This window comes from Microbacterium sp. AISO3, from assembly GCF_002204305.1.
Lineage (GTDB): Bacteria > Actinomycetota > Actinomycetes > Actinomycetales > Microbacteriaceae > Microbacterium > Microbacterium arborescens.
This window is the reverse complement of the sequence record NZ_NHRF01000003.1, coordinates 144,625-164,882: the sequence shown is the minus strand read 5'-3', so window position 1 is coordinate 164,882 and position 20,258 is coordinate 144,625. Positions and strand designations below refer to the sequence as shown.

The 20,258-nt window shown below is 70.2% G+C and carries 19 protein-coding genes; 11 read left to right on the top strand and 8 right to left on the bottom strand.

What is annotated here, in order from left to right; translation table 11 throughout:
- Window positions 1-6: 6 nt before the first annotated feature.
- On the bottom strand, window positions 7-1,656 hold the full coding sequence (locus CBF90_RS05945; RefSeq protein ID WP_088380144.1) for an amidohydrolase: 1,650 nt from the start codon (window positions 1,654-1,656) through the stop codon (window positions 7-9).
- Window positions 1,653-2,978, bottom strand: coding sequence for an MFS transporter (locus CBF90_RS05940; RefSeq protein WP_064955013.1), 1,326 nt, complete (start codon window positions 2,976-2,978; stop codon window positions 1,653-1,655). Before CBF90_RS05940 ends, CBF90_RS05945 begins: the two co-directional genes overlap by 4 nt.
- Window positions 2,979-3,084: 106 nt before the next feature.
- On the opposite strand from CBF90_RS05940, the gene CBF90_RS05935 reads away from it, so the two are divergent.
- Both CBF90_RS05935 and CBF90_RS05930 read left to right on the top strand, forming a co-directional pair.
- Window positions 3,085-4,014 carry a LysR family transcriptional regulator gene (locus tag CBF90_RS05935; RefSeq protein WP_088380143.1) on the top strand — a complete coding sequence of 310 codons (930 nt, stop codon included), beginning with the start codon at window positions 3,085-3,087 and terminating at the stop codon, window positions 4,012-4,014.
- Between the two features lie 74 nt (window positions 4,015-4,088).
- The gene (locus tag CBF90_RS05930) at window positions 4,089-4,784 is read left to right on the top strand and encodes a HEAT repeat domain-containing protein (RefSeq protein ID WP_088380142.1); all 696 of its coding nucleotides are present in this window, start codon (window positions 4,089-4,091) and stop codon (window positions 4,782-4,784) included.
- A gap of 53 nt (window positions 4,785-4,837) precedes the next feature.
- Here the strand turns inward: CBF90_RS05930 and CBF90_RS05925 are convergent, their stop codons facing one another.
- A complete protein-coding gene (locus tag CBF90_RS05925) occupies window positions 4,838-5,656 on the bottom strand; it encodes a class I SAM-dependent methyltransferase (RefSeq protein ID WP_036305870.1) in 819 nt (272 codons plus the stop codon).
- 40 nt (window positions 5,657-5,696) lie between these two features.
- On the opposite strand from CBF90_RS05925, the gene CBF90_RS05920 reads away from it, so the two are divergent.
- Window positions 5,697-6,446 (top strand): phosphoglyceromutase, encoded by a 750-nt coding sequence (locus tag CBF90_RS05920; protein ID WP_023954875.1) that lies wholly within the window; start codon window positions 5,697-5,699, stop codon window positions 6,444-6,446.
- A 64-nt stretch (window positions 6,447-6,510) separates the two neighbouring features.
- On the opposite strand, the gene phoU is transcribed toward CBF90_RS05920, so the two are convergent.
- A complete protein-coding gene (gene phoU / locus CBF90_RS05915) occupies window positions 6,511-7,197 on the bottom strand; it encodes a phosphate signaling complex protein PhoU (protein WP_023954873.1) in 687 nt (228 codons plus the stop codon).
- A 171-nt stretch (window positions 7,198-7,368) separates the two neighbouring features.
- Here phoU and CBF90_RS05910 point away from each other — a divergent pair, with 171 nt between their 5' ends.
- Both CBF90_RS05910 and CBF90_RS05905 read left to right on the top strand, forming a co-directional pair.
- The gene (locus CBF90_RS05910) at window positions 7,369-8,577 is read left to right on the top strand and encodes a cell wall metabolism sensor histidine kinase WalK (protein ID WP_023954871.1); all 1,209 of its coding nucleotides are present in this window, start codon (window positions 7,369-7,371) and stop codon (window positions 8,575-8,577) included.
- On the top strand, window positions 8,574-9,257 hold the full coding sequence (locus CBF90_RS05905; protein WP_064955011.1) for a response regulator transcription factor: 684 nt from the start codon (window positions 8,574-8,576) through the stop codon (window positions 9,255-9,257). Before CBF90_RS05910 ends, CBF90_RS05905 begins: the two co-directional genes overlap by 4 nt.
- A 93-nt stretch (window positions 9,258-9,350) precedes the next feature.
- On the opposite strand, the gene CBF90_RS05900 is transcribed toward CBF90_RS05905, so the two are convergent.
- Window positions 9,351-9,884 (bottom strand): hypothetical protein, encoded by a 534-nt coding sequence (locus CBF90_RS05900; protein WP_064955010.1) that lies wholly within the window; start codon window positions 9,882-9,884, stop codon window positions 9,351-9,353.
- A 155-nt stretch (window positions 9,885-10,039) separates the two neighbouring features.
- Between CBF90_RS05900 and CBF90_RS05895 the strand changes: the two genes are divergently transcribed.
- Window positions 10,040-10,522, top strand: coding sequence for a CarD family transcriptional regulator (locus CBF90_RS05895; RefSeq protein ID WP_023954865.1), 483 nt, complete (start codon window positions 10,040-10,042; stop codon window positions 10,520-10,522).
- 22 nt (window positions 10,523-10,544) lie between these two features.
- Window positions 10,545-11,726, top strand: coding sequence for a 2-C-methyl-D-erythritol 4-phosphate cytidylyltransferase (ispD, locus tag CBF90_RS05890; protein ID WP_088380141.1), 1,182 nt, complete (start codon window positions 10,545-10,547; stop codon window positions 11,724-11,726).
- Window positions 11,727-11,729: 3 nt separating this feature from the next.
- On the opposite strand, the gene CBF90_RS05885 is transcribed toward ispD, so the two are convergent.
- Entirely contained in the window at window positions 11,730-12,212 is a 483-nt protein-coding gene (locus CBF90_RS05885; protein WP_088380140.1) for a GNAT family N-acetyltransferase, read from the bottom strand.
- Between the two features lies 1 nt (window position 12,213).
- Window positions 12,214-13,143, bottom strand: a complete 930-nt coding sequence (locus CBF90_RS05880) for a DMT family transporter (RefSeq protein WP_088380139.1) — start codon at window positions 13,141-13,143, stop codon at window positions 12,214-12,216.
- Window positions 13,144-13,215: 72 nt separating this feature from the next.
- On the opposite strand from CBF90_RS05880, the gene cysS reads away from it, so the two are divergent.
- The 4 genes from cysS (at window position 13,216) to CBF90_RS05860 (ending at window position 18,908) form a co-directional block, all read left to right on the top strand.
- A complete protein-coding gene (cysS, locus tag CBF90_RS05875) occupies window positions 13,216-14,619 on the top strand; it encodes a cysteine--tRNA ligase (protein WP_088380138.1) in 1,404 nt (467 codons plus the stop codon).
- A complete protein-coding gene (gene rlmB, locus CBF90_RS05870; RefSeq protein ID WP_023954855.1) occupies window positions 14,612-15,601 on the top strand; it encodes a 23S rRNA (guanosine(2251)-2'-O)-methyltransferase RlmB in 990 nt (329 codons plus the stop codon). The genes cysS and rlmB overlap by 8 nt, the downstream gene beginning before the upstream one ends.
- A 177-nt stretch (window positions 15,602-15,778) precedes the next feature.
- Window positions 15,779-18,214 carry a glycogen/starch/alpha-glucan phosphorylase gene (locus CBF90_RS05865; protein ID WP_088380258.1) on the top strand — a complete coding sequence of 812 codons (2,436 nt, stop codon included), beginning with the start codon at window positions 15,779-15,781 and terminating at the stop codon, window positions 18,212-18,214.
- A 55-nt stretch (window positions 18,215-18,269) separates the two neighbouring features.
- The gene (locus CBF90_RS05860; protein ID WP_088380137.1) at window positions 18,270-18,908 is read left to right on the top strand and encodes an NAD(P)-dependent oxidoreductase; all 639 of its coding nucleotides are present in this window, start codon (window positions 18,270-18,272) and stop codon (window positions 18,906-18,908) included.
- Window positions 18,909-18,929: 21 nt separating this feature from the next.
- On the opposite strand, the gene CBF90_RS05855 is transcribed toward CBF90_RS05860, so the two are convergent.
- Window positions 18,930-20,234 (bottom strand): DUF4032 domain-containing protein, encoded by a 1,305-nt coding sequence (locus CBF90_RS05855; RefSeq protein ID WP_023954849.1) that lies wholly within the window; start codon window positions 20,232-20,234, stop codon window positions 18,930-18,932.
- Window positions 20,235-20,258 lie beyond the last annotated feature (24 nt).

The following is a 20,258-nucleotide window of genomic DNA, read 5'->3' as shown; positions in this document are numbered from 1 at the left end:
GCACCATCACGACACGACGGCGCCGCGGTCGTGCACGAGTTCGCCTCCGACAATCGTCGCGCCCACCTGTATCGACGAGATACGCGTGGGGTCGACCTCGAGCAGGTCGTCGCTGAGCACCGCGAGGTCGGCGAGCATCCCGCGGCGGATGGTGCCCTTGACATGCTCTTCGCGCGCGGCGTAGGCGGAACCGTAGGTATAGGCCCGTAGCGCCTGTGCCGGGGATACCGCTTCGGCGGGCGCCAGCGGCACGCCGGCCGCGGTGCGGCGGTTGACCATGTCGTGGATGCTCGCGATCGGGTCGGCGTGCACGATCGGGGCGTCCGTCGAGCCGGGCAGCACGACACCGCGGTCGAGCCAGGTCCGCATGCGGTAGACCATGTCGGCCCGCTCGGGGCCGACCGCCGCGAGCAGGCCGTCGCCGGTTTCCGAGACGAACCGACCCTGCGGGCTCGGGATGAGGCCGAGAGCCACGACCCGGTCGATCTGATCGGGCCGCGAGACCCCGCAGTGCTCGATGCGGTGGCGCGGGTCATGGCGCGGAAACTCCCGCTGCGCGGCGTCGACGGCATCCATCAGCGCATCGAGCGCCCGGTCGCCGATGGCATGAGTCGCGATCTGCCATCCGTTGCGGTGCGCGTCGCGGATCATCTCGTGCAGCTGCGGTTCCTCCCACACGAGGAACCCGCGGTTGCCCGGGTCGTCGCTGAAGTCGCAGCACATGGCCGCGGTCCGTCCGATGAGCGAACCATCGCTGAGCACCTTGGTCCCGGAGATGCGCAGCCGGTCGTCGCCCAGGCCGGTGCGCGCCCCCAGGTCGAGGCCCCATCCGCTCTCGCCGCCGCCGATCGCGCCGAGGTCGTGCATGACGCGGATGTAGGGCATGGCATTGAGGCGAAGGCGGATGTCGCCGGCTTCGATGCCCTCCTGGTAGGCGCGCAGCTCGACGGGGCTCTGCCCGATCTGCCCCGGTGCCCCGATGCCGGGCTCGGTCACGGTGGTGATGCCGTATCGCAGGAGATCGGCCGAGGCCAGCCGGGAGCCCTCTCGGTGGGTTTCGAGCGTCACCGGCAGGAAGCCGCCGGTGACGAGTTCCTGCGCCCGCTCTTGAAGCAGGCCGTCGGGATGGCCGTCGGCGTCGCGCGAGACGTGCCCGCCGTCGATGTGGTGCGGCAGTGCGGCGGGGTCGAGGCCCATGGCCCGGAAGGCGGCGCTGTTGGCGACGCCCATATGTCCCGAGGTGTGTTCGAGGTAGACGGGGTTGTCGGGCGCGATGCGATCGAGATCTTTCAGGTGCGGGTGGCGGCCGAGCTTGTTCTGGTCGTGTCCGCGCCCGAGCACCCACGCCCCGGGAGCAGCGGCGGCCACGGCTGTCGCGATCGCCGCGTAGACGGCGTCGAGGTCGGGTTGTGCCGTGTGCGACAGGTCGAGTCGCAGCAGCTTCTGTCCGTGCAGGCTGAAGTGCAGGTGCGCGTCGTGGAAGCCGGGCACCGCGGGCGCCCCTCCGAGGTCGAGCATGCGGTCTGCGGTGGCGCCGTCGATCTCCTCATCGACCCCGACGATCCGCCCCGCGAAGACCCCGATCCGCGAGACCATCGGGCGCTCGGCGTCGCCGGTGCGGATGCGCCCGTTCTCGATGATCGCGTCGAGCCTCATGCGGACACCTCGCGCTCGCGCTTCTCCGCGGCGGCCGAGAAGCCGCTGCGGACCGTCACGCCCACGACACCGATGAGGGTGATGCCGATGAGGATGACGTAGAAGACCGCGATCCCGACCCAGCTCCCGCCGCCGATGTTCAGCGCGAGCTGGGCGAGCAGGGGAGTCGTGCCACCGATGAGAGTGGCACACAGCTGGTACGCGGCCGAGATGCCCGTGTAGCGGATGCGCACGGGGAACGCCTGGGCGAGGAAGCCGGCCAGAACGGCGTAGTAGCCGGAGGTCGGGATCATGACCGCCGCGAGAACCAGGAAGATGCCGAGCGGTTCGCCCGAGGAGATGACGAGGAAGGCCGGGAAGGCGATGGCGATCGCCGCGACGAGGCTGACCACCATGAACCGAGCCGTCCCGACGCGCTCGGCGATGCGCGCCGCGATCGGCTGCCAGGCGAACTGCACGAAGACCGTGCCGAGCAGGATCATCAGCATCGTCTGACGGTCGACGCCCAGCTGGGTCGTCGTGTACGAGAGCATGAACGTCGAGGTGAAATAGGCGCCGCCGATGCCGAGGCCGCACGCGAGCACGCCGACCAGCAGGGTGCCCCAGTGATGGCGCAGCAGCTCGCTGATCGGAATGCGGGGCACATCCGCATCCGACGCAGCCGCCTCGAACTCGGGCGACTCCTCGACCTTGAGGCGGATGAGCAGCCCGACGGCGACGAGCACGGCCGAGGCGAGGAAGGGCACCCGCCAGCCCCACGAGAGGAAGGCCTCCTGGTCGAGCAGCCCCACGAGCAGGAACGCGACGGTGGCGAGGATGCTGCCGACCGGTGAACCCTGCTGCACCCACATCGCCGACCGCACGCCCCGCCCCTTCTGCGCGCTCTCCGAGGCCATCAGGACGGCTCCGCCCCACTCGCCGCCGACCGCGAACCCTTGCGCGGCCCGCAGCACGATGAGCAGGATCGGCGCGGCCATGCCCCAGGCATCGGCCCCGGGGAGGAGCCCGATGAGGAAGGTCGCGACCCCCATGATCATGAGCGTGACGACGAGCGTGTTCTTGCGTCCGAGACGGTCGCCGATGTGGCCGAAGAAGAGTCCGCCGAGGGGCCGCGCGAGGAAGCCCGCCCAGAAGGTCGCGAACGAGGCCAGCAGTCCGATGGCCGGATCCGCGCCGGGGAAGAACACCGTCGGCAGCACGAGAGCGGCTGCGGTTCCGAACAGGTAGAAGTCGTACCACTCGATCGAGGTGCCGACGAACGAGCCGAAGGCGGCGCGGCGGGCTTTGCGCTCATCGTGGAGCGCGGGGGCGGAAACGGTCATGGGGTCGGGTCCTCTCGTCTCGACGCAGCAGCGCCGTCCGGCCATGCTCCCGAGAGCCCGCCATGTTGTCGAATGATATTCGGGCATTGAGGTATGTTCTCGATGCATGGCCGACCTGTTCGCTTTCGCGTCTTTCGCCGCCGTCGTCGAGGAAGGCTCGATCTCGGCGGGGGCGCGTCGCCGCAGTATCACGCAGCCGGCGATGTCACGGCAGATCCAGCGGCTCGAGGATGAGCTCGGCGTCCGGCTGCTGGTCCGAGGAAATGGGCCGGTCCGCCCGACGCCGGCCGGTGCGAGATTTTACGATCGCGTAACCGACCTGCTCGCGCTCGCCGAGAACGTCGTCGGACGGACCAAGCAGGAGAGCGGGCAGACCCGCGCCATCCTGCACGTCATCGCGCCGTCGGCGACCATCACGTCGGCGATCGCCCCCTACCTCGTCGCACGCGGAGCGGACGCGCCGGTGCTCGATTGCGATGACGCAGACCCGTTCCGCGTGTTCGACCTGGCCGCCACGCGAGGCGCCGACCTCGGGATCTCGACAACGACGCCGCGGCCGGGGTGGCGTGGGCGCCGACTGTCCGCCGCGCGGGTGTGGGCTCACGTGCCGCGCGAGCACGACCTCGCGCGGCGCGCCGAGGTCGGCGTCGACGAGCTCGTGCGGCATCCGCTCGTGCTGCTGACGCCCAACAGCGCGGCGCGACGTGCCCTTGACCACGAGGTCGGTCGGGCCGGCCTCGCCTACGACGACCCCATCACGGTGCGGCAGCCGGCGATCGCGCGCGCGCTCGTGGCCGCCGGGCGCGGGGTCGCCGTGCTGACGGACGACCCGGCCCCGGGCACGGTGACGGTCCCGATCGTCGGGGTCGACGGATGCCTCGAAGCACAGCTGTACGCGGGATGGGACGCGGACGGACCGCGGGCTCCGCTCATCGAGGCCGTCGTCGACGATCTCGCGGTCTTCCTCGCCGATCGCGGTCGCGGGCGGGCGCGGCAAGCCGCGCGCCGCAGCCGCCGATCGGAGACTCCGGCCTGAGACGCCGTTGCGACATCAGTCGGATCCGCCCCCGAGGGCCGCCGAGAGTGTTCTATAGGGGAGGAGGAGCCATCATGAGCAACGACAGCACCGCGACCGACGACGACACACCGACGGCCGCTGATCTCCTGCGCCGTGCGCTCGGGTCGCCGAACGGATCCGAGCGGGTCCGCAGCGCCATGGCGGCGGGAACCTACCCGCGTCCCGAGTACGTGCCGGTGCTCGTCGAGCAGTGCGCGCACGAACCCGACTTCACCGTGCGCGAGACGCTGACCTGGGCCCTCACCCGACAGGACCGCGAGGCGACCCTCGACCGGGTGATCCCCGAGCTCGGGTCGCCGCTGCCGAGGGCACGGGCCCAGGCGCTCCACACGCTCTCGAAGATCCGCGACCCGCGGGCGTGGCCCGCGATCACGCGGGAACTGCTTCATGACGCGAACACCGACGTCGCCCGCACCGCCTGGCGGACGGCAGCGGGCCTCGCGCCCGAGGCCGAGCGCGGCGCCCTCGCGTCCGAGCTGGCCGCCCACTTCGGCCTCGGCTCCGACGACCTCCAGCAGAGCCTCAGTCGGGCGTTCGTGACCCTCGGCGAGTCGGGACGCGACGCGATCGACGCGGCGGCGGCCTCGGCGGAATGGAACGTCCGGTTGCACGCGCTTGCAACGGATCACCTCCTCTCGAACCCCGACGACGGCTACGAGGCCGCGGTCGCGGTCGCGCGCCGTGCCGCAGCGCGACGGGATGCCGCGGACTGGAACGACGACGCCTGACACCACTGCTCCGCCCCGGGCGCTGACTCCGCGCACGGCGCGCCCCGCGAGCGTCAGCGGGGCGCGACGGCGCTCCACGGCACCGTGAACTCGCCCAGCCGCCACCGAGCGCGGTCGCCGAGGTCGAGCCCACGCTCGGACATCGCCCCGAGAGCGGCGCGCCAGCGCTGGACCGGCCCGAAAGCGGATGCCGGCGCGGCCCGCTGCCACTCGTCGTCGAGTGACGACAGCAGCGCGTGCACCCGTTCGCCGGCGACGTTGCGGTGGATGAGAGCCTTCGGCAGGCGTTCGGCCGCGATCGCGGGGGAGTCGAGCCCCGCGAGTCGGAGCGAGATCGTGAGGCTGCGGGGCGCGGCATCCGGGCCCACCTCGACCCAGGTGCTCACGCGGCCGATCTCGTCGCACGTCCCCTCGACGAGCATTCCGTCGGGTGCGAGGCGCGAGGCCATCCGGGACCACGCATCGGCGACATCCGACTCGTCGTACTGACGCAGCACGTTGAACGCGCGGATGATCGCGGGTCTGCGTCCACCCGGGACGGGCACCTCGAACCCGCCCCTCGCGAACCCGACGCGGGCATCCGGTGCGAAGGGCGTGCGTCCAGCGCGGACGTCGACGAGCTGGGAGCGCGCTCGAGCGACGCGGTCGGGGTCGATCTCGAGCCCGAGGACCTCGACGTCCCGGCGGGCGGGCCTCAGCCGTGCCTCCAGCTCGAGCGCCGTCACGCCGCTCGCACCGTAGCCGAGGTCGATGACCAGGGGGTCGGCGCATCGGCGCAGCACGGGATGCCGCGCGATCCAGCGATCGACGCGACGCAGGCGGTTCGTGTTGGTGGTACCACGGGTGGCCTGCCCGATATGTCCCGGGGCCATGCCCCCATGATCGCAGGCCCCGGCTCGGTAGACTCGAAGCATGAGTGCGCCGTACACGCTGATCCTCCTCCGCCACGGGCAGAGCGAGTGGAACAAGTCCAACCAGTTCACCGGCTGGGTCGACGTCCGACTGACCGACCAGGGCAAGGCCGAGGCCCAGCGCGGCGGTGAGCTGCTCGCCGAGGCGGGCCTGCTGCCCGACGTCCTCTACACGTCGGTCCTCAGCCGTGCCATCCAGACCGCTCAGATCGCTCTCGACGCGGCCGACCGCCTGTGGATCCCGGTCAAGCGCTCGTGGCGCCTGAACGAGCGTCACTACGGTGCGCTGCAGGGCAAGGACAAGGCGCAGACCCTCGCGGAGTTCGGAAACGAGCAGTTCATGCTGTGGCGTCGTTCGTTCGACGTGCCGCCGCCGCCCCTCGCCGACGACGACCAGTACAGCCAGGTGAACGACCCGCGCTACGCCGACATCGACGGCGAGGTGCCTCGCACCGAGTCCCTCAAGCTCGTCATCGACCGTCTGCTGCCGTACTGGGAGTCCGACATCGCCGAAGACCTGCGCGCGGGCAAGACCGTGCTCGTGACCGCTCACGGCAACTCGCTGCGTGCTCTCGTCAAGCAGCTCGAGGGCATCAGCGACGACGACATCGCGGAGCTGAACATCCCCACGGGCATCCCGCTGGTCTACAAGCTCGACGAGAACCTCAAGCCGCTCGGCCCGGGTGAGTACCTCGACCCCGAGGCGGCTGCGGCCGGTGCTGCCGCCGTGGCCAACCAGGGCAAGGCGTAAGCACGAGACGTACGAAGGGGCGGTGCCGATCGGCACCGCCCCTTCGTCATCGACCGGATGCTGGTCAGAGACCGCCGTCGTTCACGATGACGTTGATCGTCTCGGTGTCGGGGCGCCATTCGCCCGTCGCGAGATAGGCGACGCGCTTGCCGACCGTGACGGCGTGATCGGCGAAGCGCTCGTGGTACCGGCTGGCCAGCGTCGCGTCGACGGTGGCGGCCGCCTCGCCCTGCCAGTTCTCGCTGAGGACCTTCTCGAACACGCTCAGGTGGAGGTCGTCGAGCCGGTCGTCGAGAGCGCGCAGCGTCTCGACCAGAGCGAGGTCTTCCGAGCGAAGCAGCTCGGTGAGGGTGCGCGCGACCTCGACGTCGATCTCGCCCATCTTGGTGAAGGTGCCCTTCAGGCCCTTCGGGATGGCGCGCTCGGGGAAGCGCATGCGGGTGAGCTGCGCGATGTGCTCGGCGATGTCACCCATCCGCTCGAGCGACGCGCTGGTGCGCAGTGCCGAGACGACGATGCGCAGGTCGCGTGCAACCGGCTGCTGGCGGGCGAGGATCTCGATGGCCAGCTCGTCGATCGCGATGGCCTTGTCGTCGATGACGGCGTCCGCATCGATGACTTCTTCGGCGAGGGTGATGTCGCTCGTGCCGAATGCACGCGTGGCCTTCTCGATCGCGACGGTCACCAGCTCGGAGATCTCGACCAGGCGGGCCTGGACGTCCTCGAGGGACTGGTGGAAGACTTCGCGCATCGGAGCACCTTTCCTTCTTGCGGAGACAGCACGACGCCGTACTCACGGCGACGCGATTGTCGCTCGACAAGGTTAACGAACGGTGCCGAGCCGATGAACATCGACCCGAGTCCGAGAAGGAACGGCCGAGACGCGATGGGCGGGCCCCGCGCCTCGTCCTAATCTGGAGGAATGAATCCGACGCAGCTCGCGCTGGTCGCCCTTCTCGGGGGCGTGTTCGTCGGCCTTCTCATCAGCGCTGTGGCCTTCCTGGCCTGGCGCGCCCGCGTACAGGCGCAGGAGCAGGCCGACGGCGATCTCCCGGCCGGCGCGCGCGACGTGCTGGCCGCCCTCGATGAGGCCGCACTCATCGTCGATGCGTCGTTCACCATCGTCGCGACGTCGCCGTCCGCCGAGTTGTTCGGCCTGTTCGAGGGCGAGACGGTTCCGGGTGACGAGCTGCGTGAGCTGCTGCGCTCTTCGCGCGGCGTGGCGCATTCCGAGACGGGCACGCTGCGGCTGCGCCGCGGGGTGGCTCCGGCGGAGCCGCGACTAATCGTCGCGCGCGCGAGCAGTATCACCCCGCGGTTCACCCTCGTGCTCGTGCGCGACATCACCGAGCGCGAACGGCTCGCGGAGATGCGGCGCGACTTCGTGGCGAACACGAGTCACGAGCTGAAGACCCCGGTCGGGGCGGTCACCCTGCTCGCCGAGGCGATCGAGTCCGCCGCCGACGACCCGGAACAGGTGCGCTCGTTCGCCAGCCGGCTGAGTGCCGAGGCCATGCGGCTCGGCAACCTGACCTCGCGCATCATGAGCCTGTCGCGTCTGCAGTCCTCCGACGAGCTGACGGAGCTGCGCGACGTCGCGATCGACGAGGTCGTCACGTCGGCGATCGAGACGCACGCGATCGCCGCCGAGTCGGCGGGCGTCGCCCTCGTGCGCGGAGGGGATCGCGGGCTGTACGTGCGCGGCGACGTGCAGGTGCTGAGCGAGGCGGTGGGGAACCTCATCGCGAACGCCATCGTGTACTCGCCGCCCGCCAGTCAGGTCGGCGTCGGCATCCGCGGCACGGGTGACACCGTCGAGATCGCCGTGACCGATCGCGGCATCGGCATCCCGGAGAGCGAGCAGCAGCGCGTATTCGAGCGGTTCTATCGCGCCGACTACGCCCGCTCGCGCCGTACGGGCGGCACCGGCCTGGGGCTCTCGATCGTCAAGCACGCCGTGCAGCGCCACGGTGGCGAGGTCCAGCTGTGGTCCCGTCCGGGACGCGGCTCGACGTTCACGATCCGCCTGCCCGCGATCGCCGCCCCCGATGGTGCGGCCGCGGCGCCGAGGAAGACCAGGAAGAAGATCGTCCGGGCGATGCCCGCCCGGCCCAAGGGAGACCCATCATGACTCGTGTCCTGCTCGTGGAGGATGAGCCCGACCTCGCCGACCCGCTGGCGTACCTGCTGCGACGGGAGGGCTTCGAGGTCGAGATCGCCGAGGACGGACCCGCCGCCCTCGAGGCGTTCGAGTCGCGCGGGGCCGACATCGTGCTGCTCGACCTGATGCTTCCCGGGATGCCGGGAACCGAGGTGTGCCGCATCATCCGGACGACGTCGAAGACGCCCATCATCATGCTGACCGCCAAGGACTCCGAAGTCGACATCGTGGTCGGGCTCGAGCTCGGCGCCGACGACTACGTCACCAAGCCGTACTCGTCGCGCGAGCTGCTCGCTCGCATGAGGGCGGTTCTGCGGCGGGCCGCGACGGCCGAGGTCGACGTCGACGAGCGCGTGCTCGCCGGTGGCCGTGTGACGATCGATCTCGACCGACACACGGTGGCCGTCGACGGCGGCGAGATCAACATGCCGCTGAAGGAGTTCGAGCTGCTCGAGGTCCTGATGCGTAACGCAGGCCGGGTGATGACACGCGGTCAGCTCATCGACCGCGTGTGGGGGAGCGACTACTTCGGCGACACGAAGACCCTCGATGTGCACATCAAGCGCATCCGCTCCCGCATCGAGACCGACCCGGGCCGGCCGTCGATGCTGCTCACCGTGCGCGGTCTCGGCTATCGCTTCGAGGGCTGAGCTCGCTCGCGGCGAGGAGGAAGCCACGAAGACGTGATGAGGGGCCCGGCGATCGTCGCCGGGCCCCTCGTTCGCGTCAGATGCGTCGGGCCGTCACGGGGTCGGAGTCGCCGACGGGGTGGGGGTGGCGGACGGAGTGGGGGTCGCCGACGGGGTCGTCGCCTCGAGCGGCACGTACTCCGTGTAGTAGGGGAGCGTGCCGTCGAGGACGGGCACGTCGATGCGCACGCCCTCGGCGTCTCCCGACTGGAACGACATCGGCAGGGTCGCACCGGGCATGGTGTCGATGTCCTCGAGCAGGATCGGCTTGTTGCCGTCGACGCCCAGGCTGATGCTGTCGCGCGCCGGCACCTTCAGCGTGGTCGTGGTCTCGCCGAAGCCGAAGATGAGCGTGTGGTCCTCGTCGGTGGGGTTGACGATGGCGGCGAGGAAGTTGCCCGCGGTGCCGGATTCGTCGGCGATGACCATCGCGTTGCGGACGTCGAGCGGGCCGGAGGGCGGGATGTTCACGCCGTCCGAGGCGGAGAAGTCGATGGTCGTCGCCTGCGGCGAGATCATGCTGCAGCCGGTGGCCCCCAGGGTCAGGGCGGCGCCCACGGCAATCGAAGCGACGATTCGCAGTTTCACGGATCCTCCAGGCAGGCAGACGGGCGTCTTCAGAAGTCTAAGGGTGACGGGGCCGACGTGCCGACACCCCTCGGATGCCGCGGGGTATAAGCGGCGGCAAACCTTACTGTATGCCCCCTGTGTTATCCTGGATGTTGCCGAAGGGATATAACTCCATGCTTTTTGAGGTTGGCGAAACCGTCGTCTACCCCCACCACGGGGCAGCCACGATCATCGAGGTCAAGGACCGGATCATCAAGGGCGAGACGAAGAAATACCTGAAGCTCAACGTCACCCAGGGAGACCTCATCATCGAGGTCCCGGCTGACAACGTCGACCTGGTCGGCGTTCGCGACGTCATCGGCAAGGACGGACTCGAGCGCGTGTTCGACGTCCTGCGTGCCCCTTTCACCGAAGAGCCGACCAACTGGTCGCGTCGGTACAAGGCCAACCTCGAGAAGCTCGCCTCGGGCGACGTCATCAAGGTGAGCGAAGTCGTGCGCGACCTGTGGCGTCGCGATCAGGACCGCGGCCTGTCCGCTGGCGAGAAGCGCATGCTCGCGAAGGCGCGCCAGATCCTCGTGTCCGAGATCGCGCTGGCGCTCAAGGCCGACGAGGACCACGCTTCGGGCGTCCTCGACGAGGTCCTCGCCTCCTGAGTCCGTCTCGGCATCCGCTGCCGTGGGCATCATCCCCGTTCCGCGCGTCGCGGTCATCGTCGTCGCGGCCGGTTCCGGAACACGGCTCTCGGCCGGGGCTCCGAAGGCGTTCGTCGGGATCGACGAGCACTCGATCCTGAGGCACGCCCTCGACGGCGTCGCCGCGGCACCGACCGCTCAGGTCGTGATCGTGGCGCCCGCCGGACGCGAGGGCGACGCCCGCACCGAGGCTGAGGCGGCATTCGGCGGTCGCTCCGACCTCGTCTCGGTCGTCGTCGGGGGCCAGACGCGGCAGCAGTCGGTCGCCGCGGGACTCGCGGCCCTGTGGGCCGACGTCGAGACCGTCCTCGTCCACGACGCCGCCCGTGCGCTGACCCCGCCGGACGTGTTCGAACGGGTGATCGCCGAGGTGGATCGCTCGGGCGCCGGAGTCGTGCCGGTGCGCCCCGTCGTCGACACGCTCAAACGCGTGACCGGTGCCGCGGTCGACGAGGCTGTCGATCGCGCTCCGCTGGCCGCAGCGCAGACGCCCCAGGGGTTTCCTCGGGCACTCCTCGAATCCGCGTACGCTACGGCGGCCGAGGAGTTCACCGACGACACCGCGCTGTTCGCGGCCGCCGGTCACCCCGTGCACACCGTCGCGGGCGATGACCTGTCGTTCAAGATCACCACGCCCGCCGACCTCGACCGGGCGCGTCACCTGCTGCGGCCCACCGCCGCGGCGGCATCCGTGGTCCCGCTCGTCGGCATCGGCACCGACGTCCACGCGTTCGGAGGCGACGGGGCGCTGCGCCTGGCGGGACTGGAGTGGCCCGGCGAACCCGGGCTGCGCGGCCACTCGGACGGCGACGCGGTCGCTCACGCGATCGTCGACGCGGTGCTCGCGGCCGCCGGCCTGGGCGACATCGGCACCCACTTCGGGGTCGACCGTCCCGAGTACGCGGGGGCCGCGGGCATCGTCTTCCTGCGGCGCGTGCGCGAGCTCGTGGCCGAGGCCGGCTACGCGATCGGAAACGTCTCGGTGCAGGTGCAGGCCAACCGGCCGCGGTTCGCGCCGCGCCGCGCCGAGGCCGAGGCGCTGCTGACGCAGGCGCTCGGCGCGCCGGTCTCCGTCGCGGCCACGACGACCGACGGGCTCGGGTTCACCGGCGCCGGCGAAGGGGTCTCCGCTACCGCGGTCGCCCTCGTCTACCGCATCCGCTGAGGCTCAGCGGGGCGCTGCCTCGAGGTCGCGCGTCATGAACACCGACAGCGGGTCGGGGGAGTAGTCGCCGAACGGCGGGCAGTACGAGAAGCCGGCGCTCTCGTACAGACTCCGTGCGGCGACGAAGTCGGGGCCGGAGCCGGTCTCGAGCCAGAGCGAGCGAATGCCGGCATCCCGGGCCTCCCGCTCGAGGTGCTGCAGCATCGCGCGCCCCAAGCCGCGCCCGAGGAACCCGTCGGCGACGCGCATGGACTTGATCTCCGCGCGGTCGACGTCGAAAGCCTTGTACGCGCCGACAGCGGCGATCTCGTCACCGACCCAGGCCGAGTACACCCGGACGGTCGGATGCTGCAGCGCGGTCAGGTCGAGGGCGTGCACGCTCTCGACCGGCGTGTTGGCGAGCATGCCCGCAAGGTGCGCGGCGAGCAGACCGCGGGTCGCGGCGCCGGTGAGGTCGTCTCGGACGATCGTGACGGATCCCGCCATGTCAGGCCTCCACGGGTGTCGGGGCGGGGTTGCGGCGGGAGCGCGAGGTGACGGCCAGCAGCACGAGGCCGGCGGCGAGCACGGCGAGTCCTACGAGCGCCAGCGGAGCGAGGCGCTCGCCCAGCAGGATGACGCCGAGCAGGCTCGCCGTCAGCGGCTCGGCGAGGGTGAGGGTGGCTGCGGTCGCCGCGCTCAAGCCGCCGAGCCCCCACGTGAACAGCGCGTACGCCAGCGCGACCGTCGCCACGCCCAGCCAGAGCGCCATGACCCAGCCGCGCGGCTCGGTGAGCCACCGCATGTCGGTCAACGGCAGCATCGCGGCGCCGCACACGGCTGCGCCGGAGCCCATCGCACCCGAGACGGTGAAAGCGTCCCATCCGCCGGAGATCAGCCGCCGCTGCGCATTGGCGATGATCGCGAACGAGGCACCCGCCCCCAGCGACCCCAGGACGCCGAGACCGTCGGCCCCTGCCGAGCCGCCGCCCGCGACGGCGAGCAGGGCGACTCCGGCCGTGGCCAGCGCCGTCGCGGTCATCCACGACGACGTCGGCCGCCGCCGTGTGAGGGCCCACTCCAGCAGTCCCGCGAGCACCGGGGCGGATCCGAGCGCGATGACCGTCCCCACGGCGACACCGTTGCGCGCCGTGCCGAGGAAGAACAGCGGCTGATAGAGCGCGAGGCACAGTCCGGTCAGCGCCATGAGGCCGACGGCGCGCGGACCTCCGACCGGGCGGATGCCGTCGCGCGCGATGCGAGCGCGCTGTCGGCGGGCACCGATCGACAGGCCGACGGCCGCGAGCGCCGTGCCCCCGACGATGAGGCGGGCCGCTCCGACACCGAGCGGCGTCGTGTCGTCGGGGCCGAGCGCCTGCGCGGTGCCGGTCGTGCCGAACAGCACCGCTGCGACGAGGACGGCGATCACGGGCAGCACCCTCCAGTTCTACCGCGTCTCGGGGCACGCTCATGCCACGGCGGCGCGGCGCCCCGCCGGTAGGCTGGTGCAGTGACCGTTCGCCTCTACGACACCCGCGCGCAGGCGCTGCGCGATTTCGCGCCGCGCGACCCGTCGAACGTCACGGTCTACGTCTGCGGTCCGACGGTGCAGTCCGGTCCGCACATCGGCCATGTCCGCGCGGCGGTCGGCTTCGACATCCTCCGCCGCTGGCTCGAGTACCGGCACGGACGGGTGACGTTCGTCCGCAACGTCACCGACATCGACGACAAGATCCTCGCCAACGCGACGGATGCCGAGCCGTGGTGGGCGCTCGCGTACCGGATCGAGCTCGAGTTCACCCGTGCCTACGCAGCCGTGGGTGTGCTGGCGCCGACCTATGAGCCGCGCGCCACGGCATCCGTTCCGCAGATGATCGAGCTCATCGAGACCCTCATCGAGCGTGGCCATGGCTACGCGGCCCCCGACGGCTCGGGAGACGTGTACTTCGATGTGCGGTCGTGGCCCGAGTACGGCTCGTTGACCCGCCAGTCGCTCGACGCGATGGAGGCCGCGGCCGACGCCGACCCCCGGGGTAAGCGCGATCCGCGCGACTTCGCCCTGTGGAAGGGTGCCAAGCCGGAGGAGCCGTCGGATGCCGCCTGGAGCTCCCCCTGGGGGCACGGCCGTCCCGGGTGGCACATCGAGTGCTCGGCGATGAGCCGGCGCTACCTCGGCGGCGAGTTCGACATCCACGGCGGCGGACTCGACCTGCGCTTCCCGCACCACGAGAACGAGCTCGCCCAGTCGACGGCGGCGGGTGACGCCTTCGCGCGCTACTGGGTGCACAACGGCCTCGTCACCGTCGGCGACCAGAAGATGTCGAAGTCGCTCGGCAATTTCCTGCTCGCCGACGACGTGCTGCGCGAGCGCGACCCCCGTGTCGTCCGGTATGCGCTCGGCGCCGCCCACTACCGGTCGAGCCTCGACCTGACGCCGGCGAGCTTCGACGAGGCCGAGGCCGCGCTCGGCCGCATCCGTTCGTTCCTGCAGCGCGCCGCTCGCGTGCTGCCCGGGGGATCGGCCGGTCGGGATGAGGACGTGCCCGTCGCCTTCGCATCCGCGATGGACGACGACCTGGCCGTCCCGCAGGCGCTCGCCGTGCTGCACGAGACCGTCCGGGCGGGCAACACCGCGCTCGACGAGGGCGACCACGACGCGGTCTCCGCCGCGGTGGGAGCCGTGTCGGCGATGCTCGCCGTGCTGGGGCTCGATGCCGCCGATGAGCCGCGCGGCGACGACGCCGAGACCGTCGCTCTCGACGCGCTCGTGCGCACCATGATCGACCAGCGCGCTGAAGCGCGCGCGACCAAGGACTGGACGACAGCCGACCGTATCCGCGACGCGATCGCGGCGGCCGGCATCGTCCTCGAAGACGGTCCCGAGGGGACCCATTGGAGTGTGAACCGTGGCTAAGCCAGGAAACCCGTCCGCCGGACGCGGCAAGAAGAAGGGCCCCACCAAGGGCACCGGCGGCAAGAACCGTCGCTCGCTCGAGGGTCGCGGCCCGACGCCGAAGGCCGAGGATCGCGCGTGGCACCCCGCGGGCAAGCGGAAGGCCGCTCAGGAGCGCTACATCGCCGCCGGTGGCAAGCCGCAGCAGCGCCAGGGCAGCGCGAACCGGGCGCCGAAGTCGAAGTCGGGCGATGACACCGAGACGGTCACCGGCCGCAACAGCGTGCTCGAGGCGCTGCGCGCCAAGATCCCCGCCACGGCCTTTTACATCGCCCAGCGCGTCGAGATGGACGACCGTGTCAAGGAGATGCTGTCGATCGCCACGAACCGCGGCATCCCGGTGCTCGAGGTCACGCGCCAGGAGCTCGACCGCATGGCCGGGTTCGACGGCGTGCACCAGGGCGTCGCGATCAAGGTGCCGCCCTACGAGTACGGCCACCCGCAGGACCTGCTCGAAGAGGTCATCGACTCGGGGGAGACCCCGCTCTTCGTGGCGCTCGACGGTGTCACCGACCCGCGTAACCTCGGCGCGATCATGCGCTCGGCCGCCGCCTTCGGCAGCCAGGGCGTCATTGTTCCCCAGCGCCGCTCGGCGGGCGTCAACTCGGCCGCGTGGAAGACCAGCGCCGGCGCGGCCGCGCGCATCCCGGTCGTCATCGCGCCGAACCTGACGACCACGCTCAAGGAGTTCAAGAAGCAGGGCGTCTTCGTGCTCGGCCTCGATGGCGGCGGCGACATCGAGCTGCCGTCGCTGCAGCTCGCCGACCGCCCGGTCGTCATCGTCGTCGGGTCAGAGGGCAAGGGGCTCTCGCGTCTGGTGACCGAGACGTGCGACCAGGTCGTCTCGATCCCGATCTCGTCGGCGACCGAGTCGCTCAACGCCGGTATCGCGGCATCCGTCGCGCTCTACCAGGTCGCCACGATCCGCGCCGCGCAGGAATGATCGGAGGGCGTCGTCGGGCTGTGACCGGGCGATGACCTTCCTGTAAATTCCACTCGGTCGACGCCTGACGACCCGACGCGATTCCGATCGAACGGGTAGTTTCGAACCGTGAGCGAGAACGACAAGACCTCCGGCTCCCGCACGATCGCTGCGACCCACCCGCTGGCGCTTGCGCCGGTGGCGTCGCCCCCGGCGACGGTGGACGGTTTCGTGCGCGAGTTCCTGCTGAACCTCAACATGGAACGCGGTGTCGCGTTGTCGTCGGCGACCGAGACCGACACGTACATGGCACTCGCCGCCACCGTGCGCGACTATCTCGTCGCGCGGTGGCTCGAGGACCAGCGGCGTCAGCGCGAGGACCAGCGCAAGGCCGTCTGCTACCTGTCGGCGGAGTATCTCCTGGGGCGTCAGCTCGACAACAACCTGCTCGCCTCGGGGTTGACCGAGATCGCGACCGAGGCGCTGGCCGCATGCGGCATCGACATCGACACGATGCGCGCTCACGAGGTCGAGCCGGGCCTCGGCAACGGCGGCCTCGGGCGCCTCGCTGCATGCTTCGTCGACTCGCTCGCCACCCTCAGTGTTCCGAGCATCGGGTACGGCATCCGATACGAGTACGGCATCTTCCGCCAGGTCTTCCGGGGCGGCGAGCAGATCGAGAAGCCGGATGCCTGGCTCGCGCTCGGTTCGCCGTGGGAGTTCCGTCACCCCGAATCGGCGCAGACCGTCTCGTTCGCCGGCCACACCGAGACCTACGACGACGACGGCGTCATCCGCAGCCGGTGGGTGCCGGCCTGGAGCGTGCGCGCCGTGCCCTACAACTACATGGTGCCCGGCTACCAGAACGGGCGGGTGAACACCCTCCGTCTGTGGAGCGCCGAAGCCACGAAGGCCTTCGACCTGCGCACCTTCAACAGCGGCGACTACGTCGAGGCGGTGCGCGCGCAGACGTTCGCGGAGAACATCTCCAAGGTGCTGTACCCCGAGGACTCCACGCCGCAGGGCAAGGAGCTGCGCCTTCAGCAGCAGTACTTCTTCGTCGCGGCGTCCATCGCCGACTACATGACGAAGGTGCTGCCCGAAGACTTCGATCTCGAGGATCTTCCTGAGCGCGTGATCTTCCAGCTCAACGACACCCACCCCGTCATCGCCGTTCCCGAGATGATGCGCGTGCTCGTCGACGAGCGGAAGCTCGACTGGGATGCCGCCTGGGCCATCACCCAGAAGTGCTTCGCCTACACGTGTCACACCCTGCTGCCTGAGGCGCTCGAGGTCTGGTCGGTCGATCTGCTCGGTCGCCTGCTGCCGCGGCACCTCGAGATCATCTACCGCATCAACGACGAGTTCCTGCTCCGCGTGCGCGAGCGGTTCGGCGACGACGAGCAGCGCCTGCGCGACATGTCCATCGTCTCCGAGCAGCGGGCCGTGCGCATGGCCTACCTCGCGACGGTCGCCGGGTCGAAGGTCAACGGTGTCGCCGAGCTCCACTCGCAGCTGCTGCGCGAGAAGGTGCTGCACCAGTTCGACGAGATGATGCCCGAGAAGTTCACGAACGTCACGAACGGCGTGACCCCGCGACGGTTCATGCGTCTGGCGAACCCCGACCTGTCCGAGCTCATCACCGCCGCGCTCGGCACCGGCTGGCTCACCGACCTCGAGCGGCTGCGCGAACTCGAGTCGTACGCCGAGGATCCCGATTTCCGTGCGGCCTTCGCCAGCGTCAAGGCCGCGAACAAGCGGCGCCTGAACGACGTGCTGATGAAGCGCGACGGCTTCGAGATCGCCGACGACCACCTGCTCGACGTCATGGTCAAGCGACTGCACGAGTACAAGCGTCAGACGCTCAAGCTGCTCCACATCGTCACGCTCTACGAGCGGGTCGTGTCGGGGCGGGTGGCGGCGTCCGACCTGCAGCCGCGCACTTTCATCTTCGGTGCCAAGGCGGCTCCCGGCTACGCGATGGCCAAGCGGGTCATCCACCTCATCAACGCCGTCGGATCTGTCGTGAACAACGACGCGCGCCTCGAGGGGCGCCTCAAGGTCGTCTTCCCGCCGAACTACAACGTCACGCTCGCGGAGCGGGTCATCCCTGCCGCCGACCTGTCCGAGCAGATCTCGCTCGCAGGCAAGGAGGCTTCGGGCACGGGCAACATGAAGTTCGCCCTGAACGGCGCGCTCACTATCGGCACCGATGACGGCGCAAACGTGGAGATCCGCGAGCTCGTCGGTGACGACAACTTCTTCCTGTTCGGCATGAGCGAGCCCGAGGTCGAGGAGCTCTGGGCCGCGGGCTACCGTCCGGGAGAGTTCGCCCAGGCTGACGATGAACTGCGCCGGGCGCTGGATCTCATCGGATCCGGTGCGTTCTCGGACGGCGACCGCTCGACCTTCGAGCCCGTCGTGTCGAACCTGATGTACGACGACCGCTTCATGGTGCTGGCCGATTACACGTCGTACATCGCAGCCCAGGAGCGGGTGGATGCCGCGTACGCCGACCGCGATGCCTGGACCCGCTCGGCCATCCTGAACGTCGCTCGAACAGGCTTCTTCTCGTCGGATCGGTCGATCCGCGACTACATCGACCGCATCTGGCACACGCAGCCCGCTCGCTGATCGGCCACACCCGCGGGCCGGGGCCCGCGCACGACACCCAACGGAGGAAGAAGTCATGGCACGCATCGCCGTCATCGGAGGAACCGGCTACGCCGGCAGCCACATCGTCGAGGAGGCCGTCTCGCGCGGCCACACCGTCGTCTCCGTCGCCCGCAAGGTTCCCGCCGATCGCATCGAGGGCGCGACGTACCTCGAGGGCACCCTGCTGGACGTGCCCGCCCTCGTCGGCCAGCTCGACGGCGTGGACGTCGTCGTCTCGGCTGTCGCCCCGCGCGGCGACATGCAGGGGCAGGTCCGCCCGAACACCGCGTTGCTGGTCGAAAGCCTTCCCGAGAACGTGCGCGTCGGCGTCGTCGGCGGTGCGGGCGGCAGCCTCGTCGCCCCGGGCGGTCCGCGCCTGATCGACAGTGGCTTCCCCGAGGAGTTCAAGGACGAGGCGCTCGAGGCCATCGGCATCCTCGAAGATCTGCAGGCCGATGAGAGCGGTCGCGACTGGTTCTTCATCCACCCGGCGGGCGGCTTCGGGTCGTTCAACCCGGGCGAGCGCACGGGACGCTACCGCGACGGCGGCGATGTGCTCGTCACCGACGAGAACGGCGACTCGTTCATCTCCGGCGCCGACTTCGCCATCGCGGTCGTCGACGAGATCGAGAACCCGAAGCACGTCCGCGAGCGTTTCACCGTCGGCTACTGACCGGCGGCGCGGCCTCGTTCGTCAGACGAGGTCGCGCCAGTCGACCTCAGCCTCGTCGTCGTCGACCGGGACGGAGTCGGTGACGATCGGAACCGACATCGTCTCGGTCGGCGGACCCATCACGGTCGCCTCGTCGCGCCGGTGACGGAGCACGTTCTCGACGTACGACGACAGCACCTCGGCCAGGGGCACCGACCGCCCCTCCGTCTGCGAGAGGTACCAGCGGTGCTCGAGCACCTGGTGGAACAGCTCGGCCGGCTCGAGCTTCGCGCGCAGGTCCCACGGCACCGAGAGCACGACGGGCTCGAACACTCGGGTGAGCCACTCGTGCGCGACCATCTCCTCGTTCGACCCGAGGCGTGAGACGCGCGCGCTGAACTCGTCGAGGTCGTTGAGCAGACGACGGGCCTGGTTCTCCTCGACGTCCAGTCCCGTCAGTCGGAGCAGTCGACGCTGGTGGTGGCCGGCGTCGACGACCTTCGGCTGGATCGAGACGCGCGTGCCGTCGGCGGCGGCGTCGATCGACATCTCGCCGATGTCGAACCCGAGCGAGTTGAGCTTCTGGACGCGCTCGGTGATGCGCCACGACTCGTTCGCCGAGAATGTCTCCTGGTCGGTGAGGGCCGCCCACAGCGAGTGGTACGACGACATGATGCCGTCGGCGATCGCGATGGCGTCCACGCCGCCCTCAAGACGGCCGCCGGCCTCGAGGTCCATGATCTCGCCGGCGATGTTCGTGCGTGCGATGTCGAGATCGTGCATCCGCTGACCGCGCGTGAGGCCGCGCTCGTGCAGTTCGCCCGTCTCGGCGTCGACGAGGTACGCGGCGAAGGCGCCGGCGTCGCGGCGGAAGAGCGTGTTCGACAGCGAGACGTCGCCCCAGAAGAAGCCGACGTTGTGCAGGCGCACGAGCAGCACCGCGAGGGCGTCCACGAGACGGGTCGCCGTGTCGGGGCGCAGCACCTGGGTGAACAGGGCGCGATAGGGGAGGGAGAACTTCAGGTGTGCCGTCACGAGGGCCGCGGGCAGTTCCTCGCCGTCCGCGTCGCGACGCCCGTCGATGACCGCCACCCGCTCGACGCAGGGCACGTCGAGGCGCTGCAGCGAGCCGAGCATCTCGTACTCGCGCCGGGCCATCGCCGCCGTCGTCTCCTTGATCGCCACGACCCGTCCGGACAGGTTCGCGAAGCGCACGAGGTGGCGCGAGATGCCCTTGGGCAGGTAGACGATGTCGGGCGTCGACCAGTCGGCGAGGGTCGTCGACCAGGGAAGGGCGAGCAGGCCCGGGTCGACGCTGCTGGCGGTGATCGAGAGCGAGGCGGTCACGGATTCTCCGATCGGATGTGAGGC